Here is a 21,896-nt window from a genome sequence, read left to right as displayed (position 1 = left end):
AGACGCAACGTTGAGTCTTGTCTACGGCGGGTAGGCTGCCCGCCGTGCACCGCGGTAACCGATACGGGCGCAGCGAGGACGCCCGCCGGGCCGTGCTGGAGGCCGCCGACGACCTGGTGGCCGAACGCGGTTTCGCCGGCGTCACCGTGGAGGGCATCGCCGCCCGCGCGGGCGTGGCCAAGCAGACGATCTACCGCTGGTGGCCGTCCAAGGTGGACGTCCTGCTGGAGGCGTTCGGCGACGACCTGGCCCAGCACCTGACCCCGCCCGACCTCGGCGACCTCGGCGACGAGCTGCGCGAGCACCTGCACCGCCTGGCGGAGTTCCTGACCCGCTCCGACCCGGGCGCGGTGTACCGGGCCCTGGTCGGGCAGGCGCAGCACGACCCGGACCTGGCCGCCCGCCTGCGCACCGGGCACCTGGCCCGGCAGCGCGAACGCGACCGGCTGCCGCTGCTGCGCGCGGTCGAGCGCGGCGACCTTCCCCCGGACCTGGACACCGACCTGGCCGTGGACCAGCTCGTCGGTCCGGTGCACCACCGGGTCCTGGTCACCGGCGAGCCCGTGCCGCGCGCGTTCACCGACGAGCTGGTCCGCCGGTTCCTGGCCCAGTGGTGACCAGCGGCTCGGCACCGACCGGGCGCCACACCGTGCCGCGGCGCTCGTGGGCGGTGAACCGCTCCACCTCGACCGCCACGCGCGGGCCGACCAGGCGCTCCAGCAGGTAGAGGCCCAGGTCCAGGCCCGAGGTGACGGACGAGGAGCTGACCAGGTCGCCGTCGTCGACGACCCGGGCGTCCAGCGCCCGCACCCCGGCGCCGGCCAGCGCGCCCAGCCCCAGCCGGTGACCGGTGGCCGAACGGCCCCGGATCAGGCCCGCCATCGCCAGCAGCACCGACCCGCCGCACACGGTCGCCACCAGCACGTCCCGCCGCTCCAGCGCCTCCGCCAGCAGCCCGGCCAGCTCGCCGCGCGCGGCGCGACCGAGGCGGCCCAGGACGCTGCCCTCGTCGGGCTCGCCGTCGGCCAGGGTGCCCGCGGCACCGGGGACGACGACCAGGTCGGCACGCGCCGGGTCGAGCCGGGCGGTGGCGCGCAACGACACGGCCGCCAGGCCGCTGGGCACCTCGCGCGGCCCCTCGGCGGTGACCAGCTCGACCTCCAGCGGGTCGTCGGTGAGCGTGGCGCCCAGGGCGAGCACCTCGTACGGGGCGATGACGTCCAACGGGTCGAAGCCGTCGAACAGCACTACCTGGGCCAGCATCGGTTGGGCCCCCTTCTCTCGGTGCGGGGAACGCTAGGGGCGCGGACCGGGCGCCCGGAAGTGGCCGGATTGCCACGTTCCAACGGATTCCCGCCTAAGGTGGGGCCCGTGCACACGCTGGCCGTCCTCGCGCTGGACAAGGTGGTCCCGTTCGACCTGTCCACCCCGATCGAGGTGTTCACCCGCACCCGCCTGCCCGACGGCCGCCCCGCCTACCGGGTGCGGGTCTGCGGGACGGGCCCGGTCGACGCCGGCGCGTTCACCCTCCACCCCCACCACGGCCTGGAGGCGCTGGCCGAGGCCGACACGATCGTGGTGCCCGGCCGCACCGACCTCACCCCGGTGCCCGGGGAGGTGCTGGACGCGCTGCGCCGCGCCGCCGCGCACGGCACCCGGATCGCCTCGATCTGCTCCGGCGCGTTCACCCTGGCCGCCACCGGCCTGCTCGACGGCCTGCGCGCCACCACGCACTGGCTCGCCGCCGCCGAGCTGGCCGCCCGCCACCCCGCGGTCCGGGTGGACCCGGACGTGCTCTACGTCGACAACGGCCAGTTCCTCACCTCCGCCGGCGCCGCCGCGGGCCTGGACCTGTGCCTGCACCTGATCCGCCGCGACCACGGCTCGGCGGTCGCCGCCGACGCCGCCCGGCTGTCGGTCATGCCGCTGGAGCGCGAGGGCGGCCAGGCCCAGTTCATCGTGCACGACCTCCCGCCCGCACCGCGCGGGTCGGAGCTGGAGCCGCTGCTGCGGTGGCTGGAGGACAACTGCGCGCGCGAGCTGACCCTCGACGACGTCGCCGCCGAGGCGGGCACGAGCACCCGCACCCTCAACCGCCGCTTCCGCGAGCAGACCGGCACCACCCCGCTCCAGTGGCTGCTGCGCGCCCGGGTCCGCCGCGCCCAGCACCTGCTGGAGACCACCGACCACCCGGTCGACCGGATCGCCGCCCAGGTCGGCTTCGGCTCGCCCACCGCCTTCCGCGACCGGTTCAAGCGCGTGGCGGGCACCAGCCCGCACGCCTACCGGGCGGCGTTCCGCGAGGTGGCCAAATCCTGTTGATGGCCGGTATTCCCGCCACCGACGGCACAACGACGTGTTCCCCGGCGGGATGATCGGCCACAATCCGACCATGGCACGCGGAACCACCGAGCGGGTTGCCCGGGAACGCGGGCTGACCGGCCTGCGCCGGATCGGCAGCGGGCTGGAGTTCACCGTCCACCAAGCCCGGACGGCGGCGGGCGAGCCGGTGGTGCTGCGGGTGTCCTCGGGCGGCCGGTTCCAGTCCAACGCCAACGACCCCCTGGTGGACACCCGGGCCCTGCTCACGTGGGAGCGGCAGGTCACCGCGCGGCTCGCGGCCGAGGGGCTGCCCGTCGCCGAACCGCTGGAGCTGGTGCCCGGCACCGGGTCGGCACCGGACGTGCTCATCAGCCGGTACGTGCCCGACGACGGTTCGCGACCCGACCCGGTCGCCCTGGGCGGCCTGCTCGCCCGGCTGCACCGCGTCCCCGTCGACGGCCTGCGCCCCCCGGCCGACGGGGCGGTGCCCGCGCGCCTGGTCCGCCGCTGGCGGGCGGCCGCGGAGGTCGCCGAGCTGCCCGCTCCCCCGCCGCAGGATCTGCTGGCCGCGCTGCTCGCCGACCGCACCGCGAACAGCCTGCTGCACCTGGACGTGCGCCGGCCGAACCTGCGCTGCGCGGACGGCGCGGTGACCGCCCTGCTGGACTGGTCCAACGCCCTGGTCGGCGACCCGGTGCTGGAGCTGGGCCGGTTCGAGGAGTTCGCCCGGCTGCCCGACAACGGCCTGGACGCGGCCGGCACCCGGGCCGGCTACGAGGCGGCGGGCGGGCACTGGCCCGCGGACGACCCGGCGCTGCTCGTCCACCGGCTCGACGCCGCGGTGATGCTCGCCGTGGTGTTCCTGCTCGAAGCACCGGACCGCGCGCGGGCGCGCGAGGCGGTGCGACGGTTGCACGAGGTGCACGCCGAACTGGTCGCGCGGACGTGACGATCCGCCCGGCGAACGACGCGGCGAACGGCGGACGACGACGCGGCGAACGGCGGACGGGGCGGTGGCAGGACCGGCGACCACGCCGGTGGCCCGGGCGGTCGACCGCCCGGGCCACCGGTTCGGGCCCGCTCCTACTCCCAGTTCCAGCGGCGGGCCGGCGCGGTCCGGAAGACGCGTCGCAGCACTGCGGCCATGGCTGTTCACCCCCTGTCCACGAACGTCGGGCACCCCGGTGCGGGGTCAGCTGCGGTGCAGGGTGAACGGGCGCGGCACCGCGCCGTCGGTGATGACCGGGCGCGTGTCGCCCCCGGTGACGGCCAGGCGCGCGTCGTCGGTGAGCGCGGCCAACGCCTCGGTGGTCAGCGCCTGCGCCACCGACGCCCCGACGCACGCGAACGGACCCACGCCGAACGGCAGGTAGGGCCCGCGCCGCCCCGGTCCGGCCCAGCGCTCGGGCCGGAACGCGCCAGGCTCGGCCCAGTGGCGCTCGTCGTGGTGCAGCAGGTACGGGCAGACCGACAGGACCTCGCCGGGGCGCAGGGCGACACCGCCGAACTCGGTGGGGCGCACCACGCCGCGGCCGACCATCCACGCCATCGGCCGGTGCCGCAACGCCTCGCGCACCACCGCGTCGACCGGCCACGGCCACGGCGAGCCCGACGCGTGGTGCAGGCAGGCCAGCAGCACCGACCACGCCAGCGAGCAGCCGACGGGCGCCACGATCGACCGGTACAGCACCAGGTACAGCCGGGCCGCGGTCCGGTCCGGGAGGCCCGCGGGGCACGCGCCGACCACCGCGTCCAGCACGTCCCGCGGCTCGCCGACGCGCCCCCTCCGGCGTCCCACCTCGTCGGTCAGCGCCGCGATCAGCCTGCCGCGCAACGCTTCCGCGCGCACCCGCGACCAGAGGCGCCGGGGCCGGACCACGAGGCCGCCGCTCGCGGCCCGCTCCAGCGACCGCCGCGTCGCCGGCGCCGTGCCGGGGTGCAGCAGCACGTCGGCCAGGCAGCGGTGCACGAGCCGCACCCCGGTCGCCGGCCACCGGCCGGCCGCGGGCAGCGCGGCCACCTCGGCGGCCAGCCGGTCGCGGTACTCGGCCAGGCGTGACCGCAGCACGTCGCGCACCGCGTGGCCGAGCGCCACCTGGGCCTCGCGCGTCGGCAGCAGCGAGCCGAAGAAGTCCGAGGCGCCGCCGTTGAACTCCGGGCCGCGCAACAACACCTGCGCCAGGTCCGGGTCGCTCACGCACCAGCCGCCCCACGGGAGCCGGAGCACGCCGCCCGGTGCGCGGCGGCGGAGGTCTTCGACGAAGGCGAGCGGGTCTCGTCGAAAGCGGTACCTGTCCAGTGTCCTCATCGAACACTCTCCCCCAAGAGTTCCCCCGATGCCCGACCATTACAACCACCGGCACCGGCGGCGGAGAAGCGCGCGCCACCCGCTTCACCCGAAAGGGGTCGCCTCACCGGAAGCCGAGATCGCCGTGGTCGACGCCCGGGCTGACCACCGCGTCGACCCGGGCGGCCGGCTCCTCCGGCGCGACCACCGCCACCCCGTGCTCGCGCGCGAACGCCACGATCGTGTCGAGCGCGCGGTACCCGGCGCCAGCCGCGCTCCGGGCCGCCGAGCGGGCGGCTCACACCGTCAACAGGGCCTTGATGGCGCGGCGCTCGTCCATCGCCCGGTACCCCTCGGCGGCCCGGTCGAGCGGCAGGGTGAGGTCGAAGACCCTGCCCGGGTCGATCGCACCGCTCCAGACGCGGTCGATCAGGTCGGGCAGGAACCGGCGCACCGGTGCCGGGCCGCCGAGCAGCTTCACGTGGGAGTAGAACAGCTCCTCGCCCGGCAGGGCGACGTCGTGGGCCACGCCGACGTAGCCCACCGCGCCGCCGGCGCGGGTGGAGCGGATGGCCTGCATCATCGACTCCTGGGTGCCGACCGCCTCGATCACGCTGTGCGCGCCCAGCCCGCCGGTCAGCTCCTTGACCGCGGCCACGCCCTCGTCGCCGCGCCCGGTGACGATGTCGGTGGCGCCGAACTCGGTGGCCAGCTTCTGCCGGGACTCGTGCCGGCTCATCGCGATGATCCGCTCCGCGCCCAGCTCCCGCGCGGCCAGCACGCCGAGCAGGCCGACCGCGCCGTCGCCGACCACGGCCACCGTCGCGCCCGGCCGCACCTCGGCGGCCACGGCGGCGAACCAGCCCGTGCCCAGCACGTCCGAGGCCGCCAGCAGGCTCGGCACCAGGTCGTCCGAGGGCATCTCGGGCGTGGCGACCAGGGTGCCGTCGGCCAGCGGTACCCGCAGGTACTGCGCCTGCGCGCCGCCCGCGCCGACCGGCACGCGGTTCACGCAGGAGGTCTGGAACCCGGACCGGCAGATCTCGCAGGTGTTGTCGGAGGCGAAGAAGGAGCCGACCACGAACTGGCCCGGCTTGACGTCGCGGACCTCGTCGCCGACCTCCTCGACGACCCCGGCGTACTCGTGCCCCATCGGGGTGGGCGAGGTCACGTCGTTGACGCCGCGGTAGCTCCACAGGTCCGAACCGCAGACGCAGGTCGCGGCCAGCCGGATGACCGCGTCCGTCGGTGCGAGGACCCGCGGGTCCTCGCGCTGCTCGACCCGGACGTCGCCGGGGGCGTGCAGGACAACACCGAGCATGGTGGTTCTCCTCGAAGGCATTTTTCCCGGGGGTGCCCGCCCGGCGCGATCGGAACCCGGTCCGCGGTGCGCCATGGCGGAAGTCACCCTGGAGGGGTGACCGGTCCAGCACACCACCGGCGCCCGCGACGGGGGAGTTCCGGCTGGGAGGTGTACCGGCAGGGCACCCCTCGGGCGGGCCGCGGGGCCTACCGTGGTGGGGTGGACAACCGCTCGGAGGTTCGCGAGTTCCTGGTCTCGCGCAGGGCCAAGATCTCACCGCAGTCGGCCGGCCTGCCCGCCGGGACCAACCGCCGCGTCCCGGGCCTGCGCCGCACCGAGGTCGCCGCGCTGGCCGGGGTGAGCATCGAGTACTACGCCAAGCTGGAGCGCGGCGCGCTCGCCGGGGTGTCGACCGGGGTGCTGGACGCCGTCGCCCGCGCGCTGCGCCTCGACGACGCCGAGCGCGCGCACCTGTTCGACCTGGCCCGGGCCGCGAACGGCACGAGCGCGCTCGGGCCGCGGCGGACCAGGTCCAGGCAGTGGACCCCGCACCCGAGCCTCCAGTGGACCCTGGACGCGGTCACCGCGGGTGCCGCGTTCGTCCGCAACGGCCGCCTCGACCTGCTCGCCGTGAACTCCCTGGCGCGGGCCTTCTACGCTCCCCTCTACGCCGACCCGCAGCGACCGCCCAACCTCGCCCGGTTCCAGTTCCTCGACCCGGCCTCCCACCGGTTCTTCCCGGACTGGGACCTCGCCGCGGACGTCTCCGTCGCCATCCTGCGCGTCGAGGCCGGCCGCAACCCGCACGACAAGGGGCTGCACGACCTCGTCGGCGAGCTGTCCACCCGCAGCGACGCCTTCCGCACCCGCTGGGGCGCGCACGACGTCCGCCACCACGGCACCGGCACCAAGGACTTCCACCACCCCGTCGTCGGTGACCTCACCCTCGCCTACGAGGGCCTGGAGATGGCCTCCGAACCCGGCCTCACCCTCACCATCTACACCGCCGAGCCCGGCTCGCCGTCCGAGCGGGCCCTGCGCCTGCTGGCCTCGTGGGACCCTCAGCGCAACGACCGCTCCCTGGCGGGCGCCTCCACCGACCACAGGGGGTAGGGCACGCCGGTCAGCCGGTTGACCGTGCCCGCCACGACCACCAGCACCACCACCCCGACCATGATCTCCACCAGTTGCAGCGGTGTCCGCAGCAGGCCGAGGGCGACGATGAGGGTCGTGGCCCCGGCCGGCGGGTGCGGCAGGCCCGACCACGCCATGCCGCCGCACGTGCAGGTCAGCGCCAGGGCGACGGCCCCGGCGCGGGCCCACGTCAGGTGGTCCAGGTGGGGCGCGGTGTCCCACAGGTCGAACGCGGCCAGGCCCGCCGCGCCCGCCAGCAGGCCGATCAGGTGGCCGGCGACGGTGTTGCGCGGGCTGGCGGCCGGGTGGGTCGGGGTGGCGAACAGCAGGTACGCGGTGGGTCCCAGGGAGGGGAACATCAGCGGTTGGGCGGTGAGCACGGCCAGGGCGGCGAGCACGGCGGTGGTGAGCAGGGCCCCGGCCGCCGGGCGCAGCGCGGCGCGCAGGCGCGTCACCGGTCGTCCCAGCCGCGGGGTGCGGGCCGGGCGGCCAGGCGGTCGTCGCGACCGCGGTAGACGATGTAGGGGCGCACGAGGTAGTGCAGCGGGGCGCTGAAGGCGTGCACGAGCCGGCTGAACGGCCACAGCGCGAACAACGCCATCGCCGCCAGCGCGTGCAGCCGGTAGACCAGGGGCACGTCGTGCATCAGCGCCGGGTCCGGGTGCAGCAGCAGCACCCCGCGCACCCACGGCGAGACGGTCTCGCGGTAGTCGTACCCGCCGCCCACGCCATTGAGCAGCACGGTGGCGGTCATGCCCAGCAGCAGCACCAGGGCCAGCAGCGGGAAGGTGAGCCGGTCGCCTCGGCTGGTGGCCGCGCGCACGGCCGGGGTGCGCAGCCGCCGGTGGAGCAGCACGCCGAGCCCGACCAGGGCGGCGGCGCCCGCCAGGCCGCCCGCGGTGAGCGAGACCAGGTGGTACGCCTCGTCGTGCAGGCCCAGCCACCGGGTCACCGACGCGGGCACGAGCAGGCCGCCGACGTGGCCGGCCAGCACGAGCAGCAGCCCGAGGTGGAACAGCGGGCTGCCCACCCGCAGCAGCCGGGACTCGTGCAGCTGGGAGCTGCGGGTGGTCCAGCCGAACCGGTCGTACCGGTAGCGCCAGGCGGTGCCGCCGACGAGCACGGTGATCGTGACGTAGGGCAGCACCGCCCACAGCAGCAGGTCCAGGGTCATGGTGTCCGCTCCCGGGGTCCGGTGGGGTAGCCGAGCAGGACCGGTTCGAGCCCGACCCGCTCGACCGGTGCGCCGCCCGTGACGGGGCGGGCGTCGTCGCGGACCGGCAGCGTGGCCAGCACGGTGGCCACGGCGGGCGCGTACGGGGTGCCCAGGGGCAGCAGGTTGCGGTGCAGCAGCTCCAGCGCCGGGCGGTAGGAGGCCAGCAGCCGCACCCCGGGCTCGCCGGTGTGGGCGGCGAACTCCAGCAGCACCGGCAGGTAGTCGGGCAGCTCGCCGGGGTCGAGCAGGTAGCCGTGCTCCCGGTAGCGCTGCTTGAGCGCCGCCAGGGCGCCGCCGCGGCGGCGGGTGTCGCCGTCGGTGTACCAGGTCAGGTGCAGGCACCGGTCGGCCTTGGTGTCGAACACCTCGACGTAGTGGCGGGCGGCCTCGACCGCGGGCGTGCGCCGCAGGTGGTCGACCAGCCCGGCCAGGCCGGCGTCGGGTGCCTCGGCCAGGCAGCGGCCGAGCAGCGGCAGCACCCCGCCCACCGCGTCGGGGTAGTGCAGGCAGTGCGCCGCCACCTGGTGGTGGACCCTGGTGCTCACGGGGCCTCCCGGCGCAGCGTGGGGAACAGGCCGGCGGGGCGTTCCCCGTCGCGCCAGACGAACAGGTCGGTGCTCCCGTCGGCAGCGCCGCCGTCCCCGCCCACCGCGCACGTGGTGGCGATGCCCTCCAGGTCGTGCGCGTCGCCGACGGCGGCGGTGGGGATGACGTACCGGTCCTCGTACTTGGCCACGGCCAGCAGCCGGTACATGGCCTCGACCGAGCCCGCGTCCATGCCGACCCGGGCCGGGCCGGCGGGGTCGGGCGGTTCGCCCAGGTTGACCGCGCGCATGTGCGACCGCATGGCGGCCAGCCTGCGCAGCGCCATCCGGACCGGTTCCGGGTCGCCCGCGGTGAACAGGCCCGCGAGGTAGTCCAGCGGGATGCGCAGGGTGTCGATGGCGCCGAACAGGTTGCCGGAGTCCTCGCCGTCGAAGCCGGTGCCGGCCAGCGCGTCGACCACCGGCGACAGCGGCGGCACGTACCAGACCATGGGCATGGTGCGGTACTCCGGGTGCAGCGGCAGCGCGACGCGGTGGCGGCAGATCAGCTCGTGCACCGGGGAGCGCCGCGCGGCGGTGATCCAGTCGTGCGGGATGCCCGCCCGTTGCGCCTCCCGCACCACGGCGGGGTCGTGCGGGTCGAGGAACACGCCCAGCTGCGCCTGGTAGAGGCGCTGCTCGTCCTTCGTGCTCGCGGCCTCGCCGACCCGGTCGGCGTCGTAGAGCAGCACGCCGATGTAGCGCAGCCGGCCCACGCACGTCTCCGCGCACACGGTCGGCTGCCCCACCTCCAGCCGCGGGTAGCAGAACGTGCACTTCTCGGCCTTGCCGGTCTTGTGGTTGAAGTAGACCTTCTTGTACGGGCAGCCGGACACGCACATCCGCCAGCCGCGGCAGCGGTCCTGGTCCACCAGCACGATGCCGTCCTCGGACCGCTTGTACATCGCCCCGGACGGGCAGGAGGCCACGCACGACGGGTTGAGGCAGTGCTCGCAGATGCGCGGCAGGTAGAACATGAACGCCTGCTCGTACTCGAAGCGCACCTCGCGCCCCAGCCGCTGCACGACCGGGTCGGCCGCGGCGTGCTCGGGCGCGCCGCCCAGGCTGTCCTCCCAGTTGGGGCCCCAGGTGACCTCGGCCGGCGCGCCGGTCACCGCGGACACCGGCCGGGCCACCGGCGTGTCGTCGCCCAGCGGGGCGTCGGTCAGCGTGCGGTAGTCGTAGGTCCACGGCTGGTAGTAGTCGTCCAGGTGCGGCATGCCGGGGTTGGCGAACAGCGACAGCAGCCGCCGCACCCGCCCGCCCGCGGCGGGCACCAGCCGCCCGTGCCGCAGGGTCCACCCGCCGCGCCAGCGCCCCTGGTCCTCGTAGCGGCGCGGGTAGCCCTGGCCGGGCTTGGTCTCGACGTTGTTGAACCAGGCGTACTCCACGCCGCCGCGGTTGGTCCAGGTCTGCTTGCACGTGACCGAGCAGGTGTGGCACCCGATGCACTTGTCCAGGTTCATCACCATGGCCAGCTGAGCCATGACCCGCATCAGTACCGCACCTCCTGGCCGCGGCGGCGCAGCACGGTGACCTCGTCGCGCTGGTTGCCGGTCGGCCCGTAGTAGTTGAGGGCGAAGCACAGCTGCCCGTACCCGCCGACCAGGTGGGTCGGCTTGATCTGCAGGCGGGTCAGGGAGTTGTGGATGCCGCCGCGCTTGCCGGTGGTCTCGCTCCTGGGCACGTTCACCGTGCGCTCCTGGGCGTGGTAGAGGAACACGGTGCCGGTGGGCATCCGGTGCGACACGATCGCCCGCCCGACCACCACGCCGTTGCGGTTGACCGCCTCCACCCAGTCGTTGTCCCGCACGCCGATGGCCGCGGCGTCGGCGGGGCTGACCCAGAACGCCGGTCCGCCGCGCGAGAGGGTCTGCATGATGGGGTTGTCCTGGTACTCGGAGTGGATGGACCACTTGGAGTGCGGGGTCAGGTAGCGGACGGTGACCTCGGGGCCGTTGGGCCCGAGGCGGGGTTCGCCGAACAGGCGGTGCATGTCCAGCGGCGGCCGGTACACCGGCAGCTGCTCGCCGATCTCGGCCACCCAGTCGTGGTCGAGGTAGAAGTGCTGGCGGCCGGTGAGGGTGTGCCACGGCTTCAGGCGCTCGACGTTGATGGTGAACGGCGCGTAGCGGCGGCCGCCCGACTCGTCGCCGGACCACTCCGGGCTGGTGACCACGGGCGCCGGGCGGGCGCGGGTGTCGGCGAAGGTCACCCGGTGCTCGCGGTGGTGCTCCACCAGAGGGCGCAGCGGGGTGCCGACGCGTTCCTCCAGCGCCCGGAAGCCCTCGTCGGCGAGGCGGCCGTTGGTGGTGCCGGACAGGGCGAGCACGGCCTCGGCGGCCTTGCGGTCGGTGTCCAGGGCGGGCCTGCCCGCGGCCGGCCCGCCCCGGACGACCCCGTTGGCCTCGGCGAGCCAGGCCAGCTCCGGGGTGACGTCCGCGGTCCAGCCCTTGGTGGTCACGCCCAGCTTGTCCACCAGCGGCCCGAGCGCGCCCAGCCTGGCGGCGACCGCGGTGTAGTCGCGCTCGACGACGGTCAGCACGGGGAACGTGCGGCCCGGCACCGGCTCGCACCCCCCGTCGCGCCAGTCGCGCACCACTCCCCCGGGCTGGGCGGTCTCGCCCGGGGTGTCGTGCTGCATCGCGGTGGCCACCAGGTCGCGGCGGGTGCCCAGGTGGGTTGCCGCCAGCTCGCTGAACCTGCGGGCGATGGCGTGGAAGGCGTCGAAGTCGGTGCGCGCCTGCCACGGCGGGTCGACCGCGGCGTTGAAGGAGTGCACGAACGGGTGCATGTCCGTGCTGGACAGGTCGTGCTTCTCGTACCAGGTGGCCGCGGGCAGGGTCACGTCGGCGAACAGCGTGGTGCTGGTCATCCGGAAGTCCAGCGCCAGCAGGAGGTCCAGCTTGCCCTCCGGTGCCTCCTCCCGCCACCGCACGGTGCGCGGGCGCTGCCCGGGCGGGGTCTGCTCGGCGCGGGGGTTGCCGTCGGCGCCCAGCAGGTGCCGCAGGAAGTACTCGTTGCCCTTGGCCGAGGAGCCGAGCAGGTTGGCCCGCCACACGGTCAGCACGCGCGGCCAGTTGGCCGGGGCGTCCGGGTCCTCGCAGGCGAACCCGACCTCGCCGGCGCGCACCCGGCCCGTCACGTGCGACACCGGGTCCTCCCCGGCGGCGTCGGCCTCGGCGCACAGGTCCAGCGGGTTGCGGTCGAACGTGGGGTAGGACGGCATCCAGCCCAGCCGCGCCGACTGCGCCAGGCAGTCCGCCACCGCCCGGCCGGCCAGGGTGCCCCGGGCGCCCGGCCAGGTCAGCCCGTCGGCGGTGAGCCGGTCGTAGCGCCACTGGTCGGTGTGGGTGTACCAGTACGCCGTGCCGATCATCTGGCGCGGCGGGCGGTGCCAGTCCAGCGCGCCGGCCAGGGTGGACCAGCCGGTCAGCGGCCGCACCTTCTCCTGGCCGACGTAGTGCGCCCACCCGCCGCCGTTGCGGCCCTGGCAGCCGGTGAGCAGCAGCAGCGTCAGGAACGAGCGGTAGACCAGGTCGGAGTGGAACCAGTGGTTGGTGCCCGCGCCCATGACGATCATGCAGCGCCCCTCCGAGCGCACCGCGGTGTCGGCGAACTCGCGGGCGATGCGCGTGGTCCGGGCCGCGGGCACGCCGGTCAGCCGCTGCGCCCAGGCGGGCGTGCCGGGCGCGTCCTCGTCGTCGTAGCCGGTGGGCCACCGGCCGGGCAGGCCGGGGCGGGCCACGCCGTACTGGGCCAGCAGCAGGTCGAGCACGGTGGTCACCAGGCGGCCGGCCACCCGGCGCACCGGCACCCCGCGGGTGACCGTCCCGGCGCTGCCGTCCGGGGCGTCGAACCGCGGCAGCAGCACCTCGACCGCGCCGTCCGGCCCGCCGCGCGCGGTCAGCGCCGGGGTGACGCCGCGCAGGTCCAGGTTCCACCGGCCCGGCTCGTCGGCCCACCGGAACCCCAGCGACCCGTTGGGCACCACCGGCACGTCGCGGTCGGCGTCGAGCACCGCGGTCTTCCACTCCGCGCCCGGCCCGTCCTCGCCCAGGTCGGCGGCGGTGAGGAACTTGCCGGGCACCAGGTCGTCGCCGCGCTCCTCCAGGGTGACCAGGAACGGCAGGTCGGTGAACCGCCGGGCGTAGTCGGCGAAGAAGGGCACCTCCCGGTCGACGAAGTGCTCGCGCAGCACCACGTGCCCCATCGCGATCGCCAGCGCCGCGTCGGTGCCCGGGTGCGGCGCCAGCCACTCGTCGGCGAACTTCGTCGCGTCGGAGTAGTCCGGTGAGCACACCACGACCTTCTGGCCGCGGTAGCGGGCCTCGGTCATGAAGTGCGCGTCCGGGGTGCGGGTCACCGGCACGTTGGAGCCCCACAGCACCAGGTAGGCCGCGTCCCACCAGTCCGCGGACTCCGGCACGTCGGTCTGGTCGCCGAACACCTGCGGCGAGGCGGGCGGCAGGTCGGCGTACCAGTCGTAGAACGACAGCATCGGCGCGCCGATGAGCGCCATGAACCGGGAGCCCACCGCGTGCGAGACCATCGACATGGCCGGGATGGGCGAGAACCCGGCGATGCGGTCCGGGCCGTGGCGGGCGATGGTGTGCACGTGCGCGGCGGCGACCATCTCCACCGCCTCGTCCCAGGAGACCCGGACCAGGCCGCCCTTGCCGCGGGCGCGCTGGTAGGCGCGGCGCTTGACCGGGTCGTCCACCACGGACGCCCACGCGAGCACCGGGTCCTCGTGCACCCGGCGCGCCTCGCGGTACATCTCCACCAGGACGCCGCGCGCGTACGGGTAGCGCACCCGCAGCGGCGAATAGGTGTACCAGGAGAAGGAAGCGCCGCGCGGGCAGCCCCGCGGCTCGTACTCGGGGCGGTCGGGCCCGGTGGACGGGTAGTCCACGTCCTGGGTCTCCCAGGTGATGATCCCGTCCTTGACGTAGACGTTCCACCGGCACGAACCGGTGCAGTTCACCCCGTGCGTGGAGGGCACGACCTTGTCGTGGCTCCACCGGTCCCGGTAGAACGCGTCGCCCTCGCGACCGCCGTCGTGGAAAACGGCGCGCCGGTCGTCGGCGACCTCGGCCCGGGTGAGGAACCTGCTGGTGGACAGCAGCGCGTCGCCCGCCAAACCCGGCTTCGGCCGCTCACCCCCACCGCGCTGGAATACCGCGCGCATCCCCCTGGTCCTTCCTCGAAGTTGCCGCCCAATTGGGCGCGAATAAATTCCATGTAACTCTCCGTGTCAAGTTGATTACAACCCAAGGTGATGTACATCACAGATCAATGCATCGCTTTACCCTCCCATTCACGGGTATTTGTACGACCTGTACCAACCCTTTGTTAACCAGAGAGGCGGATTCACTCGCATTGGTGAAGAAAGTTTCCCGCAAGGCCCCTAGAATCGATCTGGCGCGAATTGGAGGTTCGATCATGAGCGCCGAAGCACGCCTGCACGTCCGCACCGCCGTCTGGGGTCGCGGGGACAACCGCATCGCCGTGCTGCTGCTGGACGGGCGGACCCCGCTCCCGGTGCCCCTGCCCACCGCCCTGGCCGCCAAGGGCCTGACCCTGGTCTCGGACCTCGACCGCATCGCCCTGCCCACCACCCGGGGCTGGGCCGTCGAGGAGTCCGCCGACGGCGCGCTCACCCTGCGCTGGCCGCACCGGACGCCGCTGCTCGACCGCGCCGCCGTCGCACGCCCCGGGGTGTGGTCGTGGGCGGCGGGCAGGCGCCGGGCGGTGCTCCTGCTCGTCGGCGCCGACCTCGAACTGGGCGCGCCGGACCACCACGCGCTGCTGGCGCGGGCCGCCGCCGGTGGGACGCTGGCGGGTGGCGCGGTGCCCTACAGCCGAATCACCCCTCAGCGCGAATCCGCGGGCCGCACCCTCGTCACCCACTCGCCGTCGCGCTGAACGGCGTCGTTTCGAATGGAACGCGGCGGCGCCGAACGGCGTCACACCGGGCCGGGTTGTGAATTCCGCGTGTGGAGATAGCCGGTCACCGCCGGACGCGGCTTTCGCGGCAAGTTTCGTCAACCGGGCGGAACAAGTCCCGTCAACCGGAAGGGCGGACCGAATTCACCGGCAGTTCACATCCGCGGTCCGACGCGGCGGCGGATTCCACCGCGCGCCGGCCGCGGAGGTGAACCGCTTCCCCGTTTTTCCCCGACCCGGCGCTCAACCGCCCCCCAACGCCTCCGGTGGCAGCGGCACCGGCGCGTCCCGCACCGCGGCGACGGCCTCGCCGAGGTCCGGGTAGACCGCGAACACCTCCTCCAACCGGGTCGCCCGGATCGGCCGCAGCACGGCGCGGCCGGCCGCGACCAGCACGAACCGCACACCGCGCCGGTCGGCGTACCCGGCGGCCTCGACCAGCAGGGCCAGCCCGACGGAGGGCAGGTACGTCACCCCGCCCAGGTCGAGCACCATCCCGCCCGAACCGCCGTCCACCCACGCCAGCAGCGCGCGGCGCACCTCGCCCACCGTGCTCGTGTCCACCTCACCGGCCACGCGCAGCACCGACACGCCGTCAACCGTGACGACCTCCACCGCGACAGCCGCGGACGCACCGTCCCCGCTCACCCGCACACCCCTTCGTCTTCCCCGTGTGCGGCGGCGGGCCGGGGTTTCCACCCGATCGGGGCATTCCGGTCCCGACCACCGCGGACCGGCCGGGTCCGGACCCGCTCCGATCAGGTGACGGTCCCAGGGCCCGGTCCCGGGCTCTGCCACAGTGCGGCCGACATCAGCTCCCCCGTCGTTGGTCGTGCACATGGACGTTCTCGGAGGGCGGCGACCCGCCTCCGCCATCAGGCGGGTCGTCGTCCGGGTCGCGACGACGACCCTGTTCGCCCGCGTGGCCGGTTGGGCGCTGACGGACCTCGACCGGGCGGTGTTCCGCCTCAGCGGCGGGCGCCTGGTCCTCAGCCGGCTCTTCTTCCCCGTGCTGGTCCTGACCACCACCGGGTGGCGCAGCGGCCTGGCGCGGCGCGTGCCGCTGCTGTGCCTGTGCTCCGACGACGGCTTCTACGTGATCGGCAGCAACTTCGGCCGCGCCCGGCACCCGGGGTGGAGCACCAACCTGCGGCACGAGCCGGGCGCCACCGTCACCTGGCGGGGCCGCACCTTCCCGGTGACCGCGCACCCGGTCGACGCGGACGGCGATTTCCTCGAACTCCTGCGCGCCTCCGGGACCGCCCCGGTCTTCGGCGCCTACGCTGCGCGCTCCGGCCGCGCCGTGCGGGTCTTCCACCTCCGGCCCGAGCCGGGCACCGGCGACCCCGCGCCCTGAGGAGGACGACGTGCCGCAGCAACGGATCGCCGTGGTGACGGGTGGTGCCGGCGGCATCGGGCTCGCGATCGCGCGCCGGCTCGCGGCGCGCGGCCACCGGGTGGTCGTGGTCGACCGGGACGCCGCCGGGTGCCGGGCGGCCGCGGGGTCGGTCGGCGCCGGTTGCGCCGGCGAGGTGCTCGACGTGACCGACACCGACGCGGTTCGGCGGCTCGTCGAGCGGGTCGAGGCCGACCTGGGGCCGATCGACGTGTGGGTGAACAACGCCGGGACCTGCCCCGTGGGCACCCTGGACAGCCTGTCCCCCGAGGTCGTCGACCGCGCGATCGACGTCAACTACCGGGCGCTGGTGCAGGCGTGCCGGATCGTCGTGCCGAGGATGCGGGACCGCGGCCGGGGGCGCGTGGTGAACATCGCGAGCCCGACCGGGATCACCCCGCTCGCCGGGATGGCCGTCTACAGCGGGACCAAGGCGGCCGTGCTGGCCTTCAGCCAGGCGTTGCACCGGGAGCTGCGCGGGACCGGCGTCGGCGTCCTGGTGGTGCACCCGCACCACACGGACACGGCCATGGGTTCGGCCGTGGCGCCCATGGCCCTGCTCGGCCCGCTCCGCCCCGACACCGTGGCCAGGGGTGTGGTGGCGGCCCTGGAGCGGGGGCGGTGCGAGGTGTCGGTGCCCCGGTGGATCCGCCTGCCGGCGACGCTGGCCCGCGTGCTGCCCTGGCCGGTGCAGGACGCGCTGGTCCGGATCAGCGGCCTGGCCGACGTGGGGCGCCCGTCGGCGCCGCGGTGACCCGGGAGGCGCGGCCGACGAGCCGTTTTCCCGGGTCACCGCGGCACGGCGGCCTTGCGGCGCTCGACCCCGACGGGGCACCCGCACCGACGTCCGGGAGGCGGTACCCGAGGTGGGCGGCGGCCGGTCCGGTGTCGTCGTCGCCGTCGGCGCACCCGCCGGTGGCCGTGCTGCTAGCCTGCCCCCTTCACTCCAGGGGGTGGGGAAAGTGTTGTACTTCGGGGGTTTCTTCGGCGTCCTCGCGCTGGGCCTGTGGCTGTTCTGCCTGATCGACGTCATCACCACCGACGACGGTGACGCCAGGAACCTGCCCAAGGTGGCCTGGCTGCTGGTCGTCCTGTTCTTCCCGCTGGTCGGCTCGATCACCTGGCTGGTCGCGGGCAGGCCGGTGCGGGCGGTCGCCCGGCCGCGCGCCCACGAGCGGGCCGCGCCCGGGTTCCCCGAGTACGACCGGCCCGGCCGCTCCGCCGCCGTGGACGCCGAGGCCGACGCGGAGTTCCTGCGCCGCTGCCGCGAGCGCGCCGAGGAGCAGCGGCGCAAGGCCCGCGAGGCGGGCGGGGAGCGCGGGTAGGCCCCGGTCCCGCCGCAGGTCCTGCGGATGAGGCGGGATCACCCCGCCGACCGACGCCCGCCGACGCGCGGTCCGATCGTGATCGATCCCGGCCGGACACCGGGGGCGCCGGCCGCGGCCACCGCGACGGGCGTGGTCGTGGCGTCGGCGGTACCCGCGCCGGCGTCGCCGGGGTGGCGGCCGTGCGGTGCGCGGGGTGCCGAGTGCGCCACCGTGGAGGTCCCGCTGGACCGGGCCGACGCCGGTGGCAACCGCATCTCCCCGGCCGTGGCCAGGGTGTCCGCCGCCGATCCCGCGCGCCGGGTCGGCGTGCTGTTCGTCAACCCGGGCGGACCGGGTGGGCCCGCCGTGCCCGTGGTGCGCGACTACGCGGCCGAGGTGTTCCCGGCGGTCCTGCGCGAGCGCTTCGACATCGTCGGCGTGGCCCCCGGGGCGTGGGCGACAGTCGCCCGGCGATCACCTGCCCCACGCCGCCCGTCGACCCGGCGGTCACGCGGTTCCCGGCGACGCCGCGGCGGTTCCGGGCGCTCGTGGCCCACAACCGCGCGGTGGCCGAGTCGTGCCGCCGGGCCACCGGTCCGCTGGTCGACCACGTCGACACCGTCAGCGCCGCCAGGGACTTCGACGCGGTGCGCGCGGCCCCGGGCGAGGAGCGGGTGAGCCGGCTGGGCCGGTCCCGCGGCACCCTGCTCGGGGCGACCTACGCCCAGCTGTTCCCGTCCCGGGTGCGGGCGGCCGTGCTGGACGGGGCCGTCGACCGCGGCATCGGCGTGCGGCGCATGGCGTTCGACGAGGCGCGCGGCACCGAGGACGCCTTCTCCGCGTTCGCCGGGTGGTGCGCCGTGACGGAGTCCTGCGCGCTGCACGGCGGGGACGTGGCGGCCGAGTACCGGGGACTGGCCCGCGCTCGCGGAACTCCTGCGGGACGTCATGGGTCCCGACCCGGACGCGGCGGCCTTCGCGCGGCCATCACCCACGCACGCCGCGCACCGGGTGATCCCCTGCCACGACCTCCCCGGCGACGTGCGGGCGTTCGACGACCTGGCCGCCCGCCTGCGGCAGGTGCGGCGGGCGGCCGATCCGCGCGGCGAACCCGTGGTCGCGGCCGGACGTCCGCGGCACCGGGAAGGTCCTCGTGGTGAGCGGCGGGCACGACCCGGCAACACCGCACCGGGGCCGAAACCGTCCACTTCGGACAGCGTCGGGCCACCGCTCGTCGAGGAGCCGTCCTCGACGAGCGGTGGCCCGACCTCACCTCAGGTGCCGGGCGAAGAACCGGTTCCCGTCGTCACCCTCGAACCACGGCACGCCGGTGTGCCCGCCCATGTTGGCGTGCAGGGTCTTCTCCTCGGAGCCGAAGGCGTCGAACAGGTCCAGGGCCATCTGCCGGTCGTTGTGCTCGTCGTCCCACTGGAGCAGGACCAGCAGCGGGATGGTGACCCGCCGGGCCTGCTCGACGATGGCGCGGGGCACGAAGCTCCCGGCGTACAGGAGGGCGGCCGAGATGCGGGGTTCGACCGCCGCCAGCCGGGTGCCGATGGCGATCACCCCGCCCGAGTACCCGACCGGGCCGCCGATGCCGGGCAGCGCGAGGAGGGCGTCCAGCGCGGCCCGCCACTCCGGGACCGCCTGCTCGACCAGCGGGAGGACGAGCCGGTCGACGATGCCGTCGTCGACCGGCTCACCGGCCTCCAGCGCCCGGCGCAGGTCGGCGCGGGCCCGGTCGGCGGCCGCGGAACGGGGCCGGTCGCCGCTGCCGGGCAGCTCGATCGTGGCCGCGGCGAAGCCCTCCGCGACGGAGTGCCGGGCCCGGGCCGCCACCCGGGGGTACATCCTGTCCAGGCCGCCGGGGTGGCCGACCAGGATCAGCGGGGCCGGTTCGGGGGCGGAGCCGGGCGTCCACAGGATGCCGGGGATGCCGCCGAGGGTGAACTCGCGCTCCAGGGCGCCGTCGTCGAGGCGCTGTTCGGAGGTGAATCGCATGGGTCGTGCCTTTCGGGAGTGCTCGCGAGCGGCGCTCCCGGACGACCTACCGCCCGACCGTGACCCCTGAGGGGAGCACCCACGTCAACAGGTTCACGGGTACCACCTCCTCGGTCTCTCGCACGGCCTCCGGGAAGTTAGCAGCGGTCCCGGCGGTCCGCCAACGGGTTTTCGCGGTGGTCCCGGGGCCGTGGCACGACGGGCCCTGCGGGGCACCGGGGAACAGCTCGGTAACGCCACCGACCACCGGTGCGGCACATGGGCTTGGATGCCCGGCATGGGTGACGCCGAACAGATGTGGATCACCGTCGTGCCGCCGTTGGAGGACGGCGGGGACGACGAGGCCGAGCTGGTCCTGATCGGGATCGACCCCACCTCGGGCGACCCCGGCCAGCAGCTGGTGGACGTCCTGCTGGACCGGGGGCACGAGGGCGAGGAGGGCGTGTTCTACCTGCTCCCGTTCGACCTGGGCGTGCGCTACGAGCGCGACGGCGACCGACTCGCCGTGGTCCTGCTGACCTCCCCCGAGGTGTACGACCACATGATCTCGCAGTACCGGCAGGACCTGGCCGAGGCCGGCGCGCCGCTGCGCGACGCCCCGCTGGTGGAGGACGGCGTCGTGCTGCTGCGCCGGGAGATCGCCACGGACTTCGACCCGGCCACCGGGACCGGGGACCAGCCGGTGGTCCTGCTGCTCCAGGACGGGCCGGCCGCGGAGGCGGAGCTGTTCTCGGCCTTCGACGCGGGCGAGGCGGCGCTGGCGGTCGTCGGGACCTGGGGCGAGGACGAGTGAGGGCTCAGGAGGCGGCACCCAGCGGCAGGTCGGTGCCGCGCCAGGTGGCCGCCAACTCCTGGACCGGCAGGTCGAGCGCTTCGCCGAGGCAGACGATCGTGCCGAACCCGGGTGAGGGCAGCCGCCCGGTCTCGATCTTGCGCAGGGTCTCCGGCGAGATGCCGGCCGCGTGCGCGACCTCGGCCAGGTCCCGGTTCGCCCGCGCGCGGCGGAGCAGGGCGCCGAGGCGCCTGCCGGCTTCGACCTGCTCGGGCGTCAGCGGTTGGCGGACCATGTCACCAGGATAGGGTTGGTATTACTATACCGGCAAGTGCTAGGGTTCCGGTATAACTATACCAACCCCCGTGACGCGAGGTGTTCGTGATCGAGTTGAAGACGCCTGCGGAAGTCGAACGCATGCACGTGGCCGGGCGCTTCGTCGCCGAGGTGCTCTCCGAGGTCGGCCGCCTCGCCGACGTGGGCGTCAACCTGCTGGACCTGGAGCACCACGTGCGCGGCATGATCGCGCGGCGCGGGGCGGAGTCCTGCTACTGGGACTACGCGCCGTCGTTCGGGCGCGGGCCGTTCCGCAACGTCATCTGCCTGTCCGTCAACGACGCCGTCCTGCACGGCCTGCCCCACGACTACACGCTGCGCGACGGGGACGTGCTCAGCGCGGACCTCGCGGTGGGCATCGACGGCTGGGTGGCCGACTCGGCGCGCACGATCGTCGTCGGCACCCCCGCCGAGGAGGACCTGCGGATCATCCGCGCCACCGAGGAGGCGCTGGAGGCCGCGATCGAGGTGGCGCGGCCGGGCAACCGGCTGGGTGACATCTCGGCGGCCATCTGGGCGGTGGCCCGCGACCACGGCTACCCGGTCAACACCGAGTTCGGCGGCCACGGCATCGGCCGCACCATGCACGAGGACCTGCACGTCTCCAACAAGGGCCGGGCGGGTCGCGGCCTGGTCCTGCGGCCGGGGCTGACCCTCGCGCTCGAACCCTGGTTCACCCGCACGACCGACCGGATCGTCTACGACGACGACGGCTGGACCATCCGCTCCGCCGACGGTTCGCGCACCGCCCACTCCGAGCACACGATCGCCATCACCGACGACGTCCCCCTGGTGCTCACGCGGCGCGAGTCGGAGTAGCCGGCGGTCGGTCCCGGGAGCCGGCGGGGGTGCGGTGCCCGTTCACGGTGGTTGCGCGCGGTGACAACGCGACCGCCACCCCGGGCCGGCTCCTTCCGGGTCCGGGGCGAGGACGGCAACGACAACCTCACCGGCGGAAACGGCAACGACACGCTGATCGGCGGCCCCGGCGCGGACCGGGTCGACGGCGGGCCCGGTCCCGCTCGGCCGCCGCGGTGCCGGTGGAGCCCCGATCGGCGCACAGGCCGCCGATCCGCTCCACGGGCGCGAACGGGTACGGCGCGGGTCAGCTACACCGCGGCCAACGTGCAGAGCACGGCCAGGGTGCTCCTGCCGGCACCCCGCGCGCCCGGCAGCACGAACTGGCTGTGCGGGTCGCCGGAGACCGCGTCGAGCGGTTGGTGGGCCGCGGGCCGGTCGGCGGGGCGCAAGTCGTCCACCTCTGCGCGGTACCCGCGCCGCCCTGGCCC

The 21,896-nt window shown here is 75.0% G+C and carries 23 protein-coding genes and 1 pseudogene; 12 read left to right on the top strand and 12 right to left on the bottom strand.

Going from position 1 to position 21,896, the window contains the following annotated elements:
- Nucleotides 1-44: 44 nt before the first annotated feature.
- Nucleotides 45-617 (top strand): TetR/AcrR family transcriptional regulator, encoded by a 573-nt coding sequence (locus EKG83_RS22345; RefSeq protein ID WP_084716198.1) that lies wholly within the window; start codon nucleotides 45-47, stop codon nucleotides 615-617.
- Here EKG83_RS22345 and EKG83_RS22340 read toward each other — a convergent pair.
- Nucleotides 577-1,263, bottom strand: a complete 687-nt coding sequence (locus EKG83_RS22340) for a DJ-1/PfpI family protein (protein WP_051765130.1) — start codon at nucleotides 1,261-1,263, stop codon at nucleotides 577-579. The two genes, EKG83_RS22345 and EKG83_RS22340, sit on opposite strands and share 41 nt — an antisense overlap.
- Before the next feature lie 108 nt (nucleotides 1,264-1,371).
- On the opposite strand from EKG83_RS22340, the gene EKG83_RS22335 reads away from it, so the two are divergent.
- Together EKG83_RS22335 and EKG83_RS22330 are read left to right on the top strand one after the other, a co-directional pair.
- Nucleotides 1,372-2,322, top strand: a complete 951-nt coding sequence (locus EKG83_RS22335; RefSeq protein WP_033429539.1) for a GlxA family transcriptional regulator — start codon at nucleotides 1,372-1,374, stop codon at nucleotides 2,320-2,322.
- A 70-nt stretch (nucleotides 2,323-2,392) separates the two neighbouring features.
- Complete coding sequence (locus tag EKG83_RS22330) at nucleotides 2,393-3,271, top strand: phosphotransferase family protein (protein ID WP_170191792.1); 879 nt, start codon at nucleotides 2,393-2,395, stop codon at nucleotides 3,269-3,271.
- Between the two features lie 243 nt (nucleotides 3,272-3,514).
- On the opposite strand, the gene EKG83_RS22325 is transcribed toward EKG83_RS22330, so the two are convergent.
- Nucleotides 3,515-4,630 (bottom strand): cytochrome P450, encoded by a 1,116-nt coding sequence (locus EKG83_RS22325; RefSeq protein WP_033429541.1) that lies wholly within the window; start codon nucleotides 4,628-4,630, stop codon nucleotides 3,515-3,517.
- A gap of 277 nt (nucleotides 4,631-4,907) precedes the next feature.
- Nucleotides 4,908-5,930, bottom strand: a complete 1,023-nt coding sequence (locus EKG83_RS22320) for a zinc-dependent alcohol dehydrogenase family protein (protein WP_033429542.1) — start codon at nucleotides 5,928-5,930, stop codon at nucleotides 4,908-4,910.
- Between the two features lie 201 nt (nucleotides 5,931-6,131).
- On the opposite strand from EKG83_RS22320, the gene EKG83_RS22315 reads away from it, so the two are divergent.
- A complete protein-coding gene (locus EKG83_RS22315; RefSeq protein ID WP_033429543.1) occupies nucleotides 6,132-7,025 on the top strand; it encodes a helix-turn-helix transcriptional regulator in 894 nt (297 codons plus the stop codon).
- Here EKG83_RS22315 and EKG83_RS22310 read toward each other — a convergent pair.
- Genes EKG83_RS22310 through EKG83_RS22290 form a run of 5 tightly spaced genes read right to left on the bottom strand, consistent with a single transcriptional unit; the run spans nucleotide 6,974 to nucleotide 14,037 of the window.
- A complete protein-coding gene (locus EKG83_RS22310; RefSeq protein WP_051765131.1) occupies nucleotides 6,974-7,501 on the bottom strand; it encodes an HPP family protein in 528 nt (175 codons plus the stop codon). The genes EKG83_RS22315 and EKG83_RS22310 overlap by 52 nt on opposite strands.
- Complete coding sequence (narI, locus tag EKG83_RS22305) at nucleotides 7,498-8,220, bottom strand: respiratory nitrate reductase subunit gamma (protein WP_033429544.1); 723 nt, start codon at nucleotides 8,218-8,220, stop codon at nucleotides 7,498-7,500. Before narI ends, EKG83_RS22310 begins: the two co-directional genes overlap by 4 nt.
- Nucleotides 8,217-8,807: a nitrate reductase molybdenum cofactor assembly chaperone gene (narJ, locus tag EKG83_RS22300; RefSeq protein WP_033429545.1), complete on the bottom strand. Its 591-nt coding sequence runs from the start codon at nucleotides 8,805-8,807 to the stop codon at nucleotides 8,217-8,219. Before narJ ends, narI begins: the two co-directional genes overlap by 4 nt.
- Entirely contained in the window at nucleotides 8,804-10,342 is a 1,539-nt protein-coding gene (gene narH / locus EKG83_RS22295; RefSeq protein ID WP_033429546.1) for a nitrate reductase subunit beta, read from the bottom strand. The genes narJ and narH overlap by 4 nt, the downstream gene beginning before the upstream one ends.
- Nucleotides 10,342-14,037, bottom strand: coding sequence for a nitrate reductase subunit alpha (locus tag EKG83_RS22290; protein WP_194283049.1), 3,696 nt, complete (start codon nucleotides 14,035-14,037; stop codon nucleotides 10,342-10,344). The genes narH and EKG83_RS22290 overlap by 1 nt, the downstream gene beginning before the upstream one ends.
- A gap of 254 nt (nucleotides 14,038-14,291) precedes the next feature.
- Between EKG83_RS22290 and EKG83_RS22285 the strand changes: the two genes are divergently transcribed.
- Complete coding sequence (locus EKG83_RS22285) at nucleotides 14,292-14,774, top strand: hypothetical protein (RefSeq protein ID WP_033429547.1); 483 nt, start codon at nucleotides 14,292-14,294, stop codon at nucleotides 14,772-14,774.
- A gap of 264 nt (nucleotides 14,775-15,038) precedes the next feature.
- Here EKG83_RS22285 and EKG83_RS47030 read toward each other — a convergent pair whose 3' ends face one another.
- Nucleotides 15,039-15,443, bottom strand: a complete 405-nt coding sequence (locus tag EKG83_RS47030; protein WP_170191793.1) for an STAS domain-containing protein — start codon at nucleotides 15,441-15,443, stop codon at nucleotides 15,039-15,041.
- A 190-nt stretch (nucleotides 15,444-15,633) separates the two neighbouring features.
- Here EKG83_RS47030 and EKG83_RS22275 point away from each other — a divergent pair, with 190 nt between their 5' ends.
- The 4 genes from EKG83_RS22275 (at nucleotide 15,634) to EKG83_RS22260 (ending at nucleotide 18,658) form a co-directional block, all read left to right on the top strand.
- Nucleotides 15,634-16,152: a nitroreductase family deazaflavin-dependent oxidoreductase gene (locus tag EKG83_RS22275; RefSeq protein ID WP_051765136.1), complete on the top strand. Its 519-nt coding sequence runs from the start codon at nucleotides 15,634-15,636 to the stop codon at nucleotides 16,150-16,152.
- A 10-nt stretch (nucleotides 16,153-16,162) separates the two neighbouring features.
- Nucleotides 16,163-16,945 carry an SDR family NAD(P)-dependent oxidoreductase gene (locus tag EKG83_RS22270; RefSeq protein WP_051765138.1) on the top strand — a complete coding sequence of 261 codons (783 nt, stop codon included), beginning with the start codon at nucleotides 16,163-16,165 and terminating at the stop codon, nucleotides 16,943-16,945.
- A 208-nt stretch (nucleotides 16,946-17,153) separates the two neighbouring features.
- Nucleotides 17,154-17,516, top strand: a complete 363-nt coding sequence (locus tag EKG83_RS22265) for a PLD nuclease N-terminal domain-containing protein (protein WP_033429548.1) — start codon at nucleotides 17,154-17,156, stop codon at nucleotides 17,514-17,516.
- A gap of 434 nt (nucleotides 17,517-17,950) precedes the next feature.
- The gene (locus tag EKG83_RS22260) at nucleotides 17,951-18,658 is read left to right on the top strand and encodes an alpha/beta fold hydrolase (protein ID WP_248782359.1); all 708 of its coding nucleotides are present in this window, start codon (nucleotides 17,951-17,953) and stop codon (nucleotides 18,656-18,658) included.
- 109 nt (nucleotides 18,659-18,767) lie between these two features.
- Here the strand turns inward: EKG83_RS22260 and EKG83_RS22255 are convergent, their stop codons facing one another.
- Nucleotides 18,768-19,499 carry a dienelactone hydrolase family protein gene (locus EKG83_RS22255; RefSeq protein WP_033429550.1) on the bottom strand — a complete coding sequence of 244 codons (732 nt, stop codon included), beginning with the start codon at nucleotides 19,497-19,499 and terminating at the stop codon, nucleotides 18,768-18,770.
- A 277-nt stretch (nucleotides 19,500-19,776) separates the two neighbouring features.
- Here EKG83_RS22255 and EKG83_RS22250 point away from each other — a divergent pair, with 277 nt between their 5' ends.
- Entirely contained in the window at nucleotides 19,777-20,292 is a 516-nt protein-coding gene (locus tag EKG83_RS22250) for a hypothetical protein (RefSeq protein WP_033429551.1), read from the top strand.
- A gap of 4 nt (nucleotides 20,293-20,296) precedes the next feature.
- On the opposite strand, the gene EKG83_RS22245 is transcribed toward EKG83_RS22250, so the two are convergent.
- Nucleotides 20,297-20,566 carry a helix-turn-helix domain-containing protein gene (locus tag EKG83_RS22245; protein ID WP_033429552.1) on the bottom strand — a complete coding sequence of 90 codons (270 nt, stop codon included), beginning with the start codon at nucleotides 20,564-20,566 and terminating at the stop codon, nucleotides 20,297-20,299.
- Nucleotides 20,567-20,652: 86 nt separating this feature from the next.
- Here EKG83_RS22245 and map point away from each other — a divergent pair, with 86 nt between their 5' ends.
- Nucleotides 20,653-21,426: a type I methionyl aminopeptidase gene (gene map / locus EKG83_RS22240; protein WP_033429787.1), complete on the top strand. Its 774-nt coding sequence runs from the start codon at nucleotides 20,653-20,655 to the stop codon at nucleotides 21,424-21,426.
- A 60-nt stretch (nucleotides 21,427-21,486) separates the two neighbouring features.
- A pseudogene (locus EKG83_RS47025) lies at nucleotides 21,487-21,612 on the top strand (hypothetical protein); the annotation flags it as partial.
- Nucleotides 21,613-21,716: 104 nt separating this feature from the next.
- Here the strand turns inward: EKG83_RS47025 and EKG83_RS22235 are convergent.
- Nucleotides 21,717-21,866, bottom strand: a complete 150-nt coding sequence (locus tag EKG83_RS22235) for a hypothetical protein (RefSeq protein ID WP_153278299.1) — start codon at nucleotides 21,864-21,866, stop codon at nucleotides 21,717-21,719.
- Between the last annotated feature and the right edge of the window lie 30 nt (nucleotides 21,867-21,896).

It is taken from the genome of Saccharothrix syringae (genome assembly GCF_009498035.1).
Taxonomy (GTDB): Bacteria; Actinomycetota; Actinomycetes; order Mycobacteriales; family Pseudonocardiaceae; genus Actinosynnema; species Actinosynnema syringae.
Note: the sequence above shows the minus strand (reverse complement) of the source record. Positions and strands in the feature narration are given on the sequence as shown.